At 73.7% G+C, this 13,975-nt stretch carries 16 protein-coding genes; 3 read left to right on the forward strand and 13 right to left on the reverse strand.

The annotated features are described in order from the left end of the window. Window positions 1-573 carry a PadR family transcriptional regulator gene (locus ABZY20_RS21210; protein ID WP_356443051.1) on the forward strand — a complete coding sequence of 191 codons (573 nt, stop codon included), beginning with the start codon at window positions 1-3 and terminating at the stop codon, window positions 571-573. A gap of 82 nt (window positions 574-655) precedes the next feature. Here the strand turns inward: ABZY20_RS21210 and ABZY20_RS21215 are convergent, their stop codons facing one another. Both ABZY20_RS21215 and ABZY20_RS21220 read right to left on the reverse strand, forming a co-directional pair. After that, window positions 656-1,198, reverse strand: a complete 543-nt coding sequence (locus tag ABZY20_RS21215) for a hypothetical protein (protein ID WP_356443052.1) — start codon at window positions 1,196-1,198, stop codon at window positions 656-658. Window positions 1,199-1,367: 169 nt separating this feature from the next. Continuing rightward, window positions 1,368-2,345, reverse strand: a complete 978-nt coding sequence (locus tag ABZY20_RS21220) for a fibronectin type III domain-containing protein (protein WP_356443053.1) — start codon at window positions 2,343-2,345, stop codon at window positions 1,368-1,370. A gap of 406 nt (window positions 2,346-2,751) precedes the next feature. Between ABZY20_RS21220 and ABZY20_RS21225 the strand changes: the two genes are divergently transcribed. Then, the gene (locus tag ABZY20_RS21225) at window positions 2,752-3,471 is read left to right on the forward strand and encodes a glycoside hydrolase family 75 protein (RefSeq protein WP_356443054.1); all 720 of its coding nucleotides are present in this window, start codon (window positions 2,752-2,754) and stop codon (window positions 3,469-3,471) included. Window positions 3,472-3,546: 75 nt separating this feature from the next. On the opposite strand, the gene ABZY20_RS21230 is transcribed toward ABZY20_RS21225, so the two are convergent. From ABZY20_RS21230 to ctaD, 10 genes are all read right to left on the reverse strand, one after another. After that, window positions 3,547-3,957, reverse strand: a complete 411-nt coding sequence (locus ABZY20_RS21230) for a PTS fructose transporter subunit IIA (RefSeq protein WP_356443055.1) — start codon at window positions 3,955-3,957, stop codon at window positions 3,547-3,549. Then, a complete protein-coding gene (gene dhaL, locus ABZY20_RS21235) occupies window positions 3,950-4,549 on the reverse strand; it encodes a dihydroxyacetone kinase subunit DhaL (protein ID WP_356443056.1) in 600 nt (199 codons plus the stop codon). Before dhaL ends, ABZY20_RS21230 begins: the two co-directional genes overlap by 8 nt. Window positions 4,550-4,598: 49 nt before the next feature. Next, a complete protein-coding gene (gene dhaK / locus ABZY20_RS21240; RefSeq protein WP_356443057.1) occupies window positions 4,599-5,591 on the reverse strand; it encodes a dihydroxyacetone kinase subunit DhaK in 993 nt (330 codons plus the stop codon). 276 nt (window positions 5,592-5,867) lie between these two features. Beyond that, entirely contained in the window at window positions 5,868-6,950 is a 1,083-nt protein-coding gene (locus ABZY20_RS21245; RefSeq protein ID WP_356443254.1) for an ABC transporter ATP-binding protein, read from the reverse strand. A gap of 38 nt (window positions 6,951-6,988) precedes the next feature. Further along, window positions 6,989-7,840: a molybdate ABC transporter permease subunit gene (modB, locus tag ABZY20_RS21250; protein ID WP_356443058.1), complete on the reverse strand. Its 852-nt coding sequence runs from the start codon at window positions 7,838-7,840 to the stop codon at window positions 6,989-6,991. After that, complete coding sequence (modA, locus tag ABZY20_RS21255) at window positions 7,837-8,646, reverse strand: molybdate ABC transporter substrate-binding protein (protein WP_356443059.1); 810 nt, start codon at window positions 8,644-8,646, stop codon at window positions 7,837-7,839. The genes modB and modA overlap by 4 nt, the downstream gene beginning before the upstream one ends. A gap of 158 nt (window positions 8,647-8,804) precedes the next feature. Beyond that, window positions 8,805-9,200: a helix-turn-helix transcriptional regulator gene (locus ABZY20_RS21260; protein ID WP_356443060.1), complete on the reverse strand. Its 396-nt coding sequence runs from the start codon at window positions 9,198-9,200 to the stop codon at window positions 8,805-8,807. Window positions 9,201-9,248: 48 nt separating this feature from the next. Beyond that, window positions 9,249-9,974: an SDR family NAD(P)-dependent oxidoreductase gene (locus ABZY20_RS21265; protein ID WP_356443061.1), complete on the reverse strand. Its 726-nt coding sequence runs from the start codon at window positions 9,972-9,974 to the stop codon at window positions 9,249-9,251. A gap of 82 nt (window positions 9,975-10,056) precedes the next feature. Continuing rightward, the gene (locus tag ABZY20_RS21270) at window positions 10,057-10,431 is read right to left on the reverse strand and encodes a hypothetical protein (RefSeq protein ID WP_356443062.1); all 375 of its coding nucleotides are present in this window, start codon (window positions 10,429-10,431) and stop codon (window positions 10,057-10,059) included. Next, window positions 10,428-12,140 (reverse strand): cytochrome c oxidase subunit I, encoded by a 1,713-nt coding sequence (gene ctaD, locus ABZY20_RS21275; RefSeq protein ID WP_356443063.1) that lies wholly within the window; start codon window positions 12,138-12,140, stop codon window positions 10,428-10,430. The genes ABZY20_RS21270 and ctaD overlap by 4 nt, the downstream gene beginning before the upstream one ends. A gap of 249 nt (window positions 12,141-12,389) precedes the next feature. On the opposite strand from ctaD, the gene ABZY20_RS21280 reads away from it, so the two are divergent. Continuing rightward, window positions 12,390-13,484 carry a glutamate--cysteine ligase gene (locus ABZY20_RS21280; protein WP_356443064.1) on the forward strand — a complete coding sequence of 365 codons (1,095 nt, stop codon included), beginning with the start codon at window positions 12,390-12,392 and terminating at the stop codon, window positions 13,482-13,484. Window positions 13,485-13,501: 17 nt separating this feature from the next. Here ABZY20_RS21280 and ABZY20_RS21285 read toward each other — a convergent pair whose 3' ends face one another. Further along, window positions 13,502-13,852 (reverse strand): hypothetical protein, encoded by a 351-nt coding sequence (locus ABZY20_RS21285; protein WP_356443255.1) that lies wholly within the window; start codon window positions 13,850-13,852, stop codon window positions 13,502-13,504. Window positions 13,853-13,975: the final 123 nt, after the last annotated feature.

The following is a 13,975-nucleotide window of genomic DNA, read 5'->3' on the forward strand; positions in this document are numbered from 1 at the left end:
ATGTCACTCCCGCACGCGATCCTCACCGCCCTGCTCGAGAGGCCGTCCTCGGGCCTGGAGCTGACCCGCCGGTTCGACCGGTCGATCGGGTACTTCTGGTCCGCGACGCACCAGCAGATCTATCGCGAGCTGGGAAGACTGGAGTCCGACGGGCTGATCAGGGCCCTGCCGTCCGAGCAGCCGGCCCGCGGGCAGAAGAAGAGCTACGAGGTCCTGCCCGCGGGCCGCGCCGAACTGGCCCGCTGGACCGCCGCCTCCCAGGACCCCAAGCCGCACCGCGACCCGCTGCTGCTGCGGCTGCGGGCCGCGGCCGTGGTCGGCACCGCCGGTCTGGAGGCCGATCTGCGCCGCCATCTGGAGCTGCACGAGAAGCAGCTGGCGGAGTACCGGGAGATCGACAAGCGAGACTTCCCGCCCGGCCGGGACAGCGCCGAGGACCGGCTGCGGCATCTGGTCCTGCAGGCCGGCATCGACCTGGAGACGTTCTGGACCCAGTGGCTCAGGCGGGCCCTGGCGGACTTCGCCGAGCTGCCCGAGACCCGGCCGGCCCGCCCCGCCCGGCCCCGGGCATGACGACGCCCCGCCCGGCCCCGGGCATGACGACGGCCCGCCCGGCCGGAGCGCTTCGGCCAGGCGGGCCGCCGTCCGCACCGGGTCAGAGCCGGTACGGCTTGTTGCGCCGGCGCAGGTACCAGGCGGTCGCGATGAGACCGGACCCGACCAGCGTGCCGCCCGCCACCAGGGTGACGGTGCCGTAGTCCGTCGAGCTGCCGCCGAACCCGCCCATGACGCCCCGCGACGGCGAGGGCGACGGGGTCGCGGACCGCGAGGGGGTGGGGGAGGCGGTGGACACCACGACGGACTGCGTGCCCGCGGTGGTGCCGTCGGAGCAGATGACGATGACGGTGTACGTGCCCGGGGTGACGTTCGACCAGGCGGCCGACTGGTTCGTGGCCGTCCCCGACAGGGTCACCTGGCGGCCCTGGGCGAAGCTGCCCTGGCTGCTGGTCAGCAGGGAGGCGGTGCCCCAGCTGCCGTTGATCTGGGTGCAGGAGGTGGTCGTGACCGACACCGTGGAACCCGTGGTGCTGACGGAGATGCCCGGGCCCGCGGCAGCGGGCACCGCCGCCAGAGCAAGGGGCAGCGCGGCGGCGGCCACGGTCAGGCCGGAGCGGAGAACTGACGATGAGTTGCGCATGTGGACTGCCCTCCGGCGGCACGGTTGGCGGTACATCCCTAGCGCCGCCGAGGGTCGGGAACGCCCGTGCTGCCTCAGGGTCAGCCAAAGCGCCCGGCGTCCGCGCCGCACGCCGGGTGCCGCCGTGCAGGTGACGGCGGGTCCGTCCGGGCGAGGGCCGGGGAGGTCCTCAGCGCTTCCCGCCGGTGGTCACGGTCCGCTCCTGCGAGAAGCCTCCCCAGGTGCCGTCCGGCAGCATCGCCCGGATGCGGACACGGTGGGTCCGGCCGGGCTCCCGCCCCACGTAGAAGCTGTAGGTCGCCCGGTCGCGCGGGGGGTTCCCGCCGAACACGAGGGACGTGGCCGTGCGGCCGTCCAGCCGCACCTCGTACTCGGTGACCACGCCGTCCACCCGCGGCGGCACCCAGCTCAGATCGAGGTGGTACGCCCCGTCCTCGCGGTGGCTCGCCGCCCGGAAGCCGGTGGGCGCGGTGCCGCGGCCGTCGCCGGTGCCCGGGGTGGTGAGGCGGACGGCGGCACTGGCGGGGGAGACGTTGCCGGCGGCGTCCCGGGCCCGGACGCTGAACACGTAGTCCGTGCCGGGCCGCAGCCCCGTGACCACGGTGGCCGTCTGGTTCCCGCCCACACTGTGGATCTTCGTGTCCCCCTGGTGGATGTCGTACGACACCACGTCCCGGTCGTCCGTCGAGGCGGACCAGGACAACTGGACGGCCCGGCTGCCGGCCGCCCGCCCGCGGGGCGCCGCCGGGCGGGCCGGGGGCGTGCGGTCGTCCGCCGCGGCCGCGGGTGTGGTCGCCCGGACCTCGCGGCTGGGCGGTCCGAGCCGCCCGTCGGCGTCGCGGGCCCGCACGGAGAAGACGTACGTGGTGGAGGGACGCAGCCTGGTGACGTCCACCATGTGCTCCGCACCGGGCACTTCCCTGACCTTCGTGGTGCCCCGATACACCTCGTAGCCCTCGGCCCGCGCGGTGGCGTTCCACATGACGTGCACGCTCGTCGCGCTGCCCGCCTCGGCGGTGACCCCGGTGGGCGCGCCGGGAGGTGAACCGCCGTCGCCGCGGCCGGTTCCGGCCCAGCCGCAGGAGGTGACGAGCGTGAGCGTCGCGCAGAGCACGGCGCAACGGCGAGGGGCGATGAGGCGTCGCACGGCACAGCCTCCCGGGACGGCACTCGGGAATGGTCCGGACCAATATGACGTGACTGACGCGATCACATCAAGAGGGCGTCGGGAGGCGCGGTGGGTGCTGTCCGTGCACAGGTGGCACCCCATGGTGCGCGACCACCCCCAGGGGTTACGTATGCTGATATTCCGTTCGGTCGAACTCCTGACGCACGTCGAGGAGTTCGGACCTGTCGCGCGGACCGCTGTCGTCGCAGATCCCGCGCCGGTGCGGGCGGCCGGGCGGCCCGGGTCTCACACGGACTCAGGCGCCCGGCCCCCGTCGTGGGTTGACGGGGTGCACCGTCCGGCCCCCCAGAGGTGGACGGGTGATCGCCCCGGGGCCAGATTGGGCTGAGTGCCCGTCAGGTCCCCGACGAGAGGCTCCCGTATCGTGCGTGTCCAGTCGCTCACCCTGGCCGCGGCCAGCGTCGCCCTGCTCGCCCCGTCCACAGCCCCCGCCCAGACCCAGGCGCACCCCCTGCCGGTGGAGTGGCGCGAGGGCACCGTCCCCGCCGCCGACCTGCTGGCCAAGGTGCGCGACTGCGCTCCCGTCTCCCGCGGCCGGTACCGCAGCGACAACGGAGCCCCCGCGAACATCCCCGTCTGCGGCACCCCGACGGCGGTGTTCTGGAAGGCGGACATGGACATCGACTGCGACGGCCGGCCCGGACCCCGCTGCAACCGCCGCACCGACCCCTACTTCGCGCCCACCACGGCGTTCGCCCAGTCCGACGGGCGCCCGCTGAGCGCCGAACGCCTCCCCTTCATCGTCGTGCCGGCGCCGAGCCGCATCTGGGACTTCCGGGAACACGGCATCACCGGCGGCTCGGTCGTGGCCGTCATCCACCGGGACCGGGTGCAGTACGCCGTCGTCGGCGACACGGGCCCGCAGGGCATCATCGGCGAGGCCTCCTACGCGACCGCCGAGGCACTCGGCATCCGGCCCGACCCGCACGGCGGCGGGGTGCCCTCCGGCGTGACCTACATCGTGTTCAAGAACAGCCGTGTGTCGCCCATCGAGGACCACGCGCAAGCCGTGGCGGCCGGAGAGCGGCTGGCACGGGAGTTCGTCGCCGGAGACCGGCCGGCCGAGGGCGCCGGGGCGGGGTGACGGCACGTCACGGACGTGCCGGAGGCCGGGCCCGCCGTCCTCCCGGCGTGCCCGGCCCCCTTGACCTGCGGCTGCTCACACCTTCCGGTACGTGTACGCCTCCGCGGCCGCCGCCTCCACCGCCGCCAGGTCGGCCCCGGTGGCGGCCGTGACGACCGCGGCCACGGCTCCCTCCAGGAACGGGGCGTCCACCAGCTTTGTCCCTTCGGGGAGTTCGTCGCCCTCCGCGAGCAGCGCCTTCACGGTGAGCACCGCGCTGCCCAGGTCGGTCAGCACGGCGACACCGGCACCGCGGTCGACGGACGCCGCCGCGGCGGCGATCAGCTCGGAGCTCGTCCCGAGCCCGCCGCCCTCGGTGCCGCCCGCCGGGGCCACGGGCACCGCCGTGCCGCCGCCCGCGAGACCCTTGGCCAGCGCGGCGACCGACGCGGCCACCTCCGCGCTGTGCGACACCAGCACGATCCCCACCAGCCGCTCGTCACTCATGGGAGGCCTCCACGAGGGCCGCGACGAGCAGCGCCGACGACGTGGCACCGGGATCCTGGTGCCCGATGCTGCGCTCGCCCAGATAACTCGCCCGGCCCTTGCGCGCCAGCATGGGCGTCGTCGCCACGGCACCCTCCTCCGCCGCGGTCCGCGCCGCCGCGAACGAGTCGCCGAGCGCGTCCACCGCGGGCACCAGCGCGTCGATCATGGTCTTGTCGCCCGGCGCGGCCCCGCCGAGTGTCATGACCGCCTCCACCCCGGTCCGCAGCGCCGAGGCCAGCTGCTCGGCGCTCACCTCGGCGGCGTCGCCGAGCGCCTTGCCGGTGCGGCGCAGCAGCGTCCCGTACAGCGGCCCCGAAGCGCCGCCGACCGTCGAGATGAGCTGCCGTCCGGCCAGCGTCAGGATCCCGCCGGGCGTGCCGGGGGACTCCTTCTCCAGCGCGGCCACCACGGCCCGGAAGCCGCGCTGCAGGCTGGTGCCGTGGTCGGCGTCCCCGATGGGGGAGTCGAGAGCGGTGAGCCGTTCCGCCTCGCGGTCGACGGACGCGGCGGCCGCCGTCATCCAGCGGCGGAAGAAGTCGGCGTCGAGCACTGGGTCTCCTTGCCTGGTAGGTACGTGCGGATCCTCTACCCCGTCCGTCTCACATGCCCCAGCGCAGGCCCGGTGTCTTCACCGGCGCGTCCCACAGGCGCAGCAGCTCCTCGTCGGCCTGGCACAGGGTGAGCGAGACGCCCGCCATGTCCAGCGAGGTGACGTAGTTGCCCACCAGCACCCGCGCCACGGGCACACCGCGCGCGGCCAGCACCCGGTGCACCTCGGCGTTGAAGCCGTACAGCTCCAGCAGCGGCGTCGCGCCCATGCCGTTGACCAGGACCAGCACCGGATTGCGCGGCCGCAGGTCCTCGACCACGGCCTCCACGGCGGCCTCGGCGATCTCGCCGGAGGTCATCATCGCCCGCCGCTCCCGGCCGGGCTCGCCGTGGATGCCGATGCCCAACTCCAGTTCGCCGGGCGGCAGATCGAAGGTCGGGCTGCCCTTGGCGGGCGTGCTGCAGGCGCTCAGCGCCACACCGAAACTGCGGGAGTTCTCGTTCACCTGCCGCGCGATCGCCTCCACGCGCTCCAGCGGCATGCCCTCGTCGGCGGCGGCCCCCGCGATCTTCTCCACGAACAGGGTGGCGCCGGTACCGCGCCGCCCGGCCGTGTAGAGGCTGTCGGTCACCGCCACGTCGTCGTTGACCAGCACCTTCGCGATCTGGATGCCCTCGTCCTCGGCCAGCTCGGCGGCCATGTCGAAGTTGAGCACGTCGCCGGTGTAGTTCTTCACGATGAACAGCACCCCGGCCCCGCTGTCCACGGCGGCGGCCGCGCGCAGCATCTGGTCGGGCACGGGGGAGGTGAACACCTCGCCCGGACAGGCCGCCGACAGCATGCCGGGACCCACGAAACCACCGTGCAGCGGCTCGTGCCCCGAGCCGCCGCCCGAGACCAGCCCCACCTTTCCGGCCACGGGAGCGTCCCGCCGCACGATCACCCGGTTCTCCACGTCCACGGTCAGCTCCGGGTGGGCGGCCGCCATACCGCGCAGCGCGTCCGCGACCACGGTCTCCGGGACGTTGATCAGCATCTTCACGGGTACCTCCTGGGAAGAGGAGCAGATAGGCCCTGGCCCTCATTTTCGCAAGCCGGGATGGGTTAGGCCAGTTGTCGATCTTGCCTGTCGCCGCCGACCGGGGTGACGGGTCATCAGCTCCTAGGGGGGTCGGCCACGGCCTGCCGACTCGGTGCCGTCGGAGCGTACCGACCCGGCGACACCGCGGTCACGCGTCCGGAGCGCCCCGGGCGTGTGGCGGCGCGTCAGAAACGCTGTCCTGCCCCGGGGAGGGCGGCTCGTGCGGCGGACGGGCCGTCACACCGGGTAGGCGTGGGTCTGCGCCGCCTTGACCGTCGCCCAGACCTCCGCGCCCGGGTGCAGGCCGAGTTCGGCCGCGGCGACGGTGGTCAGGTCCGCGGCCAGGGGGAGTTCGCCGGTGAGGTCGGCGCGGATCTGGTCGCCGTGGGTCTCCAGCCCGGCGATCTCGCCGTGCCAGAGGTTGCGGGCGCTGGAGCCGGTGGGCCGGTCGCGGTGCAGGGTGACCGCGCTGGGCGGGAAGGCCACGAAGACCGGCCCGGACAGCAGCTCCGCGGTGGTGAGCAGCGGCCCGTCGGCGAGCCGGACGGTGTGGCCGTCGGCCTCGCCCCGGTACAGGTTCAGACCGACCAGCCGCGCGATGTAGTCGGTACGGGGATGGCGGGCGATGTCGGACGGGACGCCCTCCTGGACGACCCGGCCGTGCTCGACGACCACCAGGCGGTCGGCCAGGACCATGGCGTCGAGCGGGTCGTGCGTGACGAGGACGGCGACCGCCTCGAAGTCGGCCAGATGTCGCCGCAGTCGGGCCCGGACCTCCAGCCGGGTGCGGGCGTCGAGGGCCGCCAGGGGCTCGTCGAGGAGCAGCAGCCGGGGGCGTGTGGCCAGGGCGCGGGCCAGGGCGACGCGCTGGGCCTGGCCGCCGGAGAGCCGGCGCGGCTTGGTGCCGGCGTGGTCGGCGAGGCCCAGCCGGTCGAGCCACTCGGCCGCCCGCTCACGGGCCTGCGCCTTCCGCACGCCCTGGCAGCGGGGCCCGAACGCCACGTTGTCGAGGGCGGTGAGGTGCGGGAAGAGGAGGTAGTCCTGGAAGACGACCCCGACCGGGCGCGACTCGGGCGGCGTGCGGTCCAACTCCGTCCCGTCCAGGCGCAGATGACCGCCGCCGAGCGGGGTCAGGCCGGCGAGCGCACGCAGGGCGGTGGTCTTGCCCGCCCCGTTCGGGCCGAGCAGGGCGACGACCTCGCCGGGGGCGGCGGTCAGGGCCACGTCGAGGCGGAAGCCGCCCCGGTCCACCACCAGCCGGGCGTCGAGCCCGTCCGCGGCGGTGCCGGCGGGGACGTCGTGGTCGTGGATCCCGGTCATGTCCGGCACGCACGGCTCCTTCGCATCGCGCGGCTCGTTCATCCGGCCCTCATCCACCGGTCCCGCAGTCCCGCCAGCACCGCGACCGACACCGCCAGCAGCACCAGGCTCAGGGCGATCGCCGCCTCCGGGTCGCTCTGCAGGGCCAGGTAGACGGCCAGCGGCATCGTCTGGGTGCGGCCGGGGAAGTTGCCCGCGAACGTGATCGTCGCGCCGAACTCGCCCAGCGCCCGCGCCCAGGCCAGGACCGCGCCCGCCGCGATGCCCGGGGCGATCAGCGGCAGCGTGACCCGGCGGAACGCGGTGAAGCGGGAGGCGCCCAGGGTGGCGGCGGCCTCCTCGTAGCGCGGGTCGGCGGCCCGCAGCGTCCCCTCGACGCTGATGACCAGGAACGGCATCGCCACGAACGCCTCGGCGACCACCACCCCGGCCGTGGTGAACGGCAGCGTGATCCCGAACCACGCGTCCAGCCACTGCCCGACGATCCCGTTGCGGCCGAGCGCCATCAGCAGGGCCACGCCGCCGACGACCGGCGGCAGCACCAGCGGCAGGGTGACCAGGGCCCGTACGAGACCCCGGCCGGGGAACTCGACCCGGGCCAGCAGCCAGGCCAGCGGCACGCCGACGACCAGGCTCACCGCGGTCGCCGCCGTGGCGCACAGCAGGGACAGCCTGAGCGCCTGCCAGACCTCCGCGCTGGTCAGCTGCTCGGGCAGGCTCTGCCACGGCGTGCGCACGAGCAGGGCGACCAGCGGCACGACCAGGAACGCCAGGCCGGCCAGCGCCGGGAGCAGCAGCGGCAGCGGCACGCCGCCGCGCACGGGCCCGCGCCGCGCACCGCCCCTGCGCGTCCCGGTCCCGGCACCCGACGGGCCGCTCGGCGCGGTCACGGCTTCAGGAACCCGTTCCCGGCCAGGACCTCCTGGCCCTCGGCGGACCGCACCAGCGCCAGGAACGCCTTGGCGGCGCCGGCGTTCGGGGCGTTCCTGAGCAGGGTGATCGGGTAGTCGTTGACGGCGTCGGCGGCCTCGGGGAACGTCACGCCCTCCACCTTGTCACCCGCGGCGTGCACGTCCGACGCGTACACGACCGCGGCGTCGGCCTCCTTCAGCTCGACCTTCGTCAGAGCGGCCTTGACGTCCTGCTCGTAGGAGACCGGGGTGAGCTTCAGCCCGCTCGCGTCCAGCGCCTTGCGCGCGGCGGCGCCGCAGGGCACCTCCGCGTCGCAGAGCACGACCTTGAGGCCGGGCCGGGTGAGGTCCCGCAGGCCGGTGATCCGGTCCGGGTTGCCGGGCAGGGTGGCGATCCGCAGCTCGTTGCGGACGAAGGTCGCGGGTGTGCCGGCGGCGTCGCCCGCGTCCGTGACGACCTTCATCGTCGCGGGGCTGGCGGAGGCGAACACGTCCGCCGGGGCGCCGCCGGTGATGGACGCGGCCAGGGAGTCGCTGCCGCCGAAACTGAAGGTGACCTCCGTGCCCGGGTGCGCCTTCTCGAAGCGCTCACCCAGGGCCGTGAAGCTCTCCTTGAGCGAGGCCGCGGCGAAGACGGTCACCTCGCCGGACACCCGGCCCGAGCCGGACGCCGGGGACGCGTCCGGGCCGGCCGGCGAGCAGGCGCTCAGTGCCAGCAGGGCGACCGAGCCCAGGGCGGCCGGGCGCACAGGGCGGCGGCGGGTCCGGCGCGCGATACGGCTCATCACGGGTGGCACTCCCTCTGCGGACTCTCGGCGACGCCCATGATACTGCCGCAGATGCCAGGGGCGAGTCACCTGTGTCTTCGCATAAGCGGTACAGGACGCTCGTCAAGCTGGCATGTGCGTTCCTACGGGGCGCGGCCGGTGTCGTGCGGCCCGTGTCACGCCCGGTCGATGTGCACGTTCGTCGACTTCACCCGGGCGGTGGCCTCCACGCCGACCTCCAGCCCCAGCTCCTCCACGGCCTCCCGGGTCAGCAGCGACACCAGCCGGTGCGGCCCGGCCTGGATCTCCACCTGGGCGGCGACGTCCCCGAGTTTCACGGCGGTGACGATGCCGGGGAACGCGTTGCGCACGGAGGTGTACGACACGTCCTCCTCGCCGTCCCCGCTCCTGGCCAGCTCCACGGAGAAGGCGGCCAGATCCCGCCCGTCGATCAGCCGCCGCCCGCCCTCGTCCCGATGGGTCGCCACCCGGCCCGCGTCCGCCCAGCGCCGCGCGGTGTCGGGACTCACGCCGAGGAGCCGTGCCGCCTGGCCGATCGTGTAGGACTGCATGGGCGCCAAGATAAGCGATCAGGACCGGCCCCTCTCGGCCGCGGCGTCTCAGAGCGCGCTGCCGGTCTCCTCGGCCAGGGCCCCCACGAGGCGGTTCTGGAACCCCTCGTCGTGCACCGCGCCATGGGGCTGCCGCCGCCTGCCGTGGTACCAGTAGCCGCCGCTGGTCAGCGCCTCCGGGTCGTCGCTCGTCACGAGCCACTCCTGCGTGCGGTGGCCCAGTTCGAGGTCGTCCGGCGCGTTCGGTCCGCCCATCTTCGTCGGCACCCAGCCGGGATCCACGGCGTTGCTCAGCACCCCGGGCCGCAGCCGGGCCACGGCGGCCGCGAGGGCCGTGACGAAGAGCTTGCTGTCGGCGTACGAGCCGGCCCCGGCGCCCCGCCAGTCGACCCCCTCCAGCGAGGGCCGCCCGCCGTAGTGCGAGCCGCTGCTCAGGTACACCAGCCGGCGCGGCCCGCGCAGCAGGGACGTCAGCAGATACGGGGCGACGACGTTCACCGGCATGACGGCCGGCCCGCTCCACACACCGGCGTTGTGGATGACCGCGTCGAGCGGCCCGGACCCGTTGAGCTCGTCGGCCACGCGCCGTACGGCGTCCCGGTCGGTGAAGTCGCCGACCACGAGCCCCGCCCCGCGGTCCACCAGCGGGCCGAGCCCGGAGGCGCGCTCCCGGTTCCGGGCGTGCACCACCACCTCGTGCCCGCCGGACAGCAGGGCCTGGGCCGCGTAGCGCCCGAGCCCGTCCGCGGACCCGGTCACCCGGATCCGGCTCACGATCGCTCCCCTCCTCGCCGCTCGGCTCTCCTTCGAGCCTGTCACGCTTCGGGGATCTCCGCCGCGGGCCGGGGCCGGCCGGTCAGCGGGAGAGCAGGCAGGCCAGTGCGCTCAGCCCGGCGGCACCGCTGAGGACCGCGCAGGCCCCGGCCGTGTGACGGCGCAGCAGGGCGGCCCGCAGTCCGGCGTAGCGGCTCTCGTACTCCCGGCGCAGCTCCTGGGCGCGCTGGACCGTGCCCAGCAGCAACTGGCGGGAGACGTCGAGGCGCAGGCGGACGTAGTGATCCGTCAGTTCCTCGGACTGGGCCGTGGTCAGCCACGGCAGCCGCGCACACAGCTCATCGGCCTCGCGCCGGATGCGGTCGTGGTGGGCCTGGGCGAGCAGATAGCCCTCGGCCTCCCGGACCAGATCGCCCTGCCCGGCGGATTCCAGCGCCTCGTGCCGGCCGCGTCTCACGGCCGTTCGCCCTTGTGGCCCTCGATGTCCACGGCGTCGCGCCTGCCGGTGTTCTCCGCCTGGTCCAGGACGGCCACGTCCGGGTGGCGCAGGTCGAAGGCGGGGGACTCGGAGCGGACCTTCGGCAGGGTGAGGAAGTTGTGGCGGGGCGGCGGGCAGGAGGTGGCCCACTCCAGGGAACGGCCGTAGCCCCAGGGGTCGTCGACCTGGACCCGCTCGCCCTTCTGGGCCGTCCGGTACACGTTGTAGAGGAACGGGAAGGTGGACAGCCCCAGGAGGAAGGCGCCGATCGAGGAGACCGTGTTGAGGGCGGTGAAGCCGTCGGCGGCCAGGTAGTCGGCGTAGCGGCGGGGCATGCCCTCCGCGCCCAGCCAGTGCTGCACCAGGAACGTGGCGTGGAACCCGACGAACAGCGTCCAGAAGTGGACCTTCTCCAGCCGTGCGTCGAGCATCGTGCCGGTCATCTTCGGCCACCAGAAGCTGAATCCGCCGAACATCGCGAACACGATGGTGCCGAACAGCACGTAGTGGAAGTGGGCGACCACGAAGTAGCTGTCGGTGACGTGCCAGTCCAGCGGCGGGGAGCCCAGGATGACGCCGGTGAGACCGCCGAAGAGGAAGGTGACCAGGAAGCCGGCCGCCCACAGCATGGGAGGCTCGAACGACAGCGAGCCCTTCCACATCGTGCCGATCCAGTTGAAGAACTTCACGCCCGTCGGCACGGCGATGAGATACGTCATGAACGAGAAGAACGGCAGCAGCACCGCCTGTGTGGCGAACATGTGGTGCGCCCACACCGCCACCGACAGCCCGGCGATGGCGATGGTGGCGCCGATCAGCCCCGTGTAGCCGAAGATCGGCTTGCGGGCGAAGACGGGGATGATCTCGGAGATCACACCGAAGAACGGCAGCGCCAGGATGTAGACCTCGGGGTGGCCGAAGAACCAGAACAGGTGCTGCCAGAGGATCGCGCCGCCGTTCTCGGGGTTGAACACCTGGGCCCCGAAACGCCGGTCCGCCTCCAGCACCAGCAGGGCGGCGGCCAGGACGGGGAAGGCCAGGAGCACCAGCACCGACGTGAGCAGCACGTTCCAGGTGAAGATCGGCATCCGGAACATGGTCATGCCCGGGGCGCGCATGCAGATGACGGTGGTGATGAAGTTGACCGCGCCGAGGATCGTGCCGAACCCGGACAGCGCCAGGCCCATGATCCACAGGTCCCCGCCGACGTACGTGGTGCGCTCGCCGCCGCTGAGCGGGGTGTAGGCGGTCCAGCCGAAGTCGGCCGCGCCCTGCGGGGTCAGGAAACTCGAGAACACGATCAGGCCGCCGAAGAGGAACAGCCAGTACGACAGCATGTTCAGCCGGGGGAAGGCGACATCGGGCGAGCCGATCTGCAGCGGCATGATCGCGTTGGCGAAACCGGCGAAGGTGGGCGTCGCGAACAGCAGCAGCATGATCGTGCCGTGCATGGTGAACGCCTGGTTGTACTGCTCGCCGGAGAGGATCTGCAGCCCCGGCCGGGCCAGCTCCGCGCGGATCGCCATCGCCAGCGCCCCGCCGACCAGGAAGAAGACGAAGGACGTGATCAGGTACAGATGCCCGATCTTCTTGTGGTCGGTGGTCGTCAACCAGGAGACGATCACCTTCCCTCTCCCGCGGCGCTCCACCGCGGGGGAGGGAGAGACCGGTTCGGTGTAGGTCGCCATGCGCTCCTCGTTCGGCAGCAACGGTGCCCGGAAAGCCGGGCAGGGGTGGGCAGCCCGCAGGAACCTAGCCCCCGGCCCCGGGCGGCATCGCCCCGCGCCGCCCACCGCTGAGCCGAACGACCCCATCAATCACTCCTTCGGGGGGTGCCGGGCTCGTCCTGGTTTGCCCGGGTGGTGTGCGCGGCACTCGGACCCCGCACGGGCCTGGCCCGACCCGGCCCGGTCACCGGGCGGAACAGAGGGTGGTCGATGACGACGATCGGCGTGGAAGAGGAGTACCTGCTGGTCGACCCGGTCACGGGCCTGCCGGTGCCGCAGGCGGACAAGGTGCGCCTGGCTGCGGGCCTGGGGCGTCTGGTGGCCGACCAGGAGGTGCAGTACGAACTGCTGCAGGCCCAGGTGGAGGTCGCCACCCCGGTCTCCAGCACGCTGGAGGAGGTCGGCGGCCACCTGCTGCGGCTGCGGCACGCGGTCGGGGTGGCCGCCGAGGAGCACGGCTGCCGGATCGCGGCCTGCGGGACGCCTCCGGTCCGGCACGGCCGCCCGGTGGCCGTCACCGACCAGGCCCGCTATCGGGCCATGGTGACGCAGGCCCCGCAACTGGTGGCGGAACAACTCGTCAACGGCACGCACGTGCACGTCGGCGTGCCCGACCGCGAGGCGGGCGTGCAGGTGATGAACCGGCTCCGGGCCTGGCTGCCGACCCTGACGGCCATGTCGGCGAACTCCCCGATGTGGGACGGCCACGACACCGGCTTCGCCAGCTGGCGCACGGTGATCTTCGGCCGCTGGCCGGTCAGCGGCATGCCCCCCTACTTCCGCGACGCCGACGACTACGACCGGCGCGTGGCCCGGCTGCAGGAGAGCGGGCTGATCTCCGACTGCGGCCAGCTCTACTGGCTGGCCCGGCTGTCGTCGACGTATCCCACCGTCGAGGTGCGGTGCCTGGACGTCCAGCTGCAGGCGGACGAGGCGGTCATGCTCGCCGCCGTCACCCGGGCGCTCGTCGAGACGGCCCTGGCGGAAGCGGTCACCGGCGCGCCCGCGCCCGAGCACGACCCGGAAGTGCTCCAGGCCGCCATGTGGCACGCCGCCCGCTACGGGCTGGACGACACCCTGATCGGCCCGCACGGCCTGCCGCACCGGGCCGGTGACGTGCTGTACGAGCTGCTGCGGTACGTCGCCCCGGCACTGGAGGCGTCCGGCGACGCCCGGCAGGTCGCCTCCCTGGTGCACCGGCTGCTGCAGAACGGCACCGGCGCCGACCGGCAGCGGGCCGCCCTCGCGCAGGGGGGCCTGCGGGCGGTCACCGAGCTGATCAGCGCCGAGAGCACGATGCCGTGACGCGCGGGCAGCGCCCCTCAGGCCGCCGCGGTGTAGGCGGCGGCCACGGCGGTGTCCGGGCGGGCGTGGACGACCAGGCGGGTGCCGGCCGTGTCGGCGTTGTCCTCGAGCGCGCGGCGGGTGGGCGCGCTGCCCGAGACCACCGACATCAGCACGCCCAGCCGGCTGCACAGCCGGTGCACCCGCAGCACCACGCTGACCGCCGCGCCCGCCGAGGCCTGTTCGTCCAGGACGACGACCACCGGCGCGGGCCGGAAGGCGTGGACCAGATCGGTGATCTTCGTGAGGAGCGCGGCGCGTCCGCCGATGCCGGGGTCGCGATGGACCGTGATGACGAGTACTCCGTGATCGAGCGAATGGGAAAGCAGCACGGCCTCCGCGCCTCCGTTTCCTGCCTCGGCGGGTCGATGCACCATGGAAGTACCCGGGGGAAGCGCTTCGAAGCGTCGGTTCCACGCCGCATCGGCGCGGCCGCCGGAGCGCTGGTCCGT

Source organism: Streptomyces sp. NPDC006624 (assembly GCF_040611555.1).
Lineage (GTDB): Bacteria > Actinomycetota > Actinomycetes > Streptomycetales > Streptomycetaceae > Streptomyces.

What these genes read in the sequence shown, in the direction of transcription:
- ABZY20_RS21210 (WP_356443051.1), top strand. Translation starts at nt 1, where the DNA reads ATGTCACTCCCGCACGCGATCCTCACCGCCCTGCTCGAGAGGCCGTCC.
- ABZY20_RS21260 (WP_356443060.1), bottom strand. Translation starts at nt 9,200, where the DNA reads ATGCAGTCCTACACGATCGGCCAGGCGGCACGGCTCCTCGGCGTGAGT.
- ABZY20_RS21230 (WP_356443055.1), bottom strand. Translation starts at nt 3,957, where the DNA reads ATGAGTGACGAGCGGCTGGTGGGGATCGTGCTGGTGTCGCACAGCGCG.
- modA (WP_356443059.1), bottom strand. Translation starts at nt 8,646, where the DNA reads ATGAGCCGTATCGCGCGCCGGACCCGCCGCCGCCCTGTGCGCCCGGCC.
- ABZY20_RS21280 (WP_356443064.1), top strand. Translation starts at nt 12,390, where the DNA reads ATGACGACGATCGGCGTGGAAGAGGAGTACCTGCTGGTCGACCCGGTC.
- ABZY20_RS21215 (WP_356443052.1), bottom strand. Translation starts at nt 1,198, where the DNA reads ATGCGCAACTCATCGTCAGTTCTCCGCTCCGGCCTGACCGTGGCCGCC.
- ctaD (WP_356443063.1), bottom strand. Translation starts at nt 12,140, where the DNA reads ATGGCGACCTACACCGAACCGGTCTCTCCCTCCCCCGCGGTGGAGCGC.
- ABZY20_RS21245 (WP_356443254.1), bottom strand. Translation starts at nt 6,950, where the DNA reads ATGACCGGGATCCACGACCACGACGTCCCCGCCGGCACCGCCGCGGAC.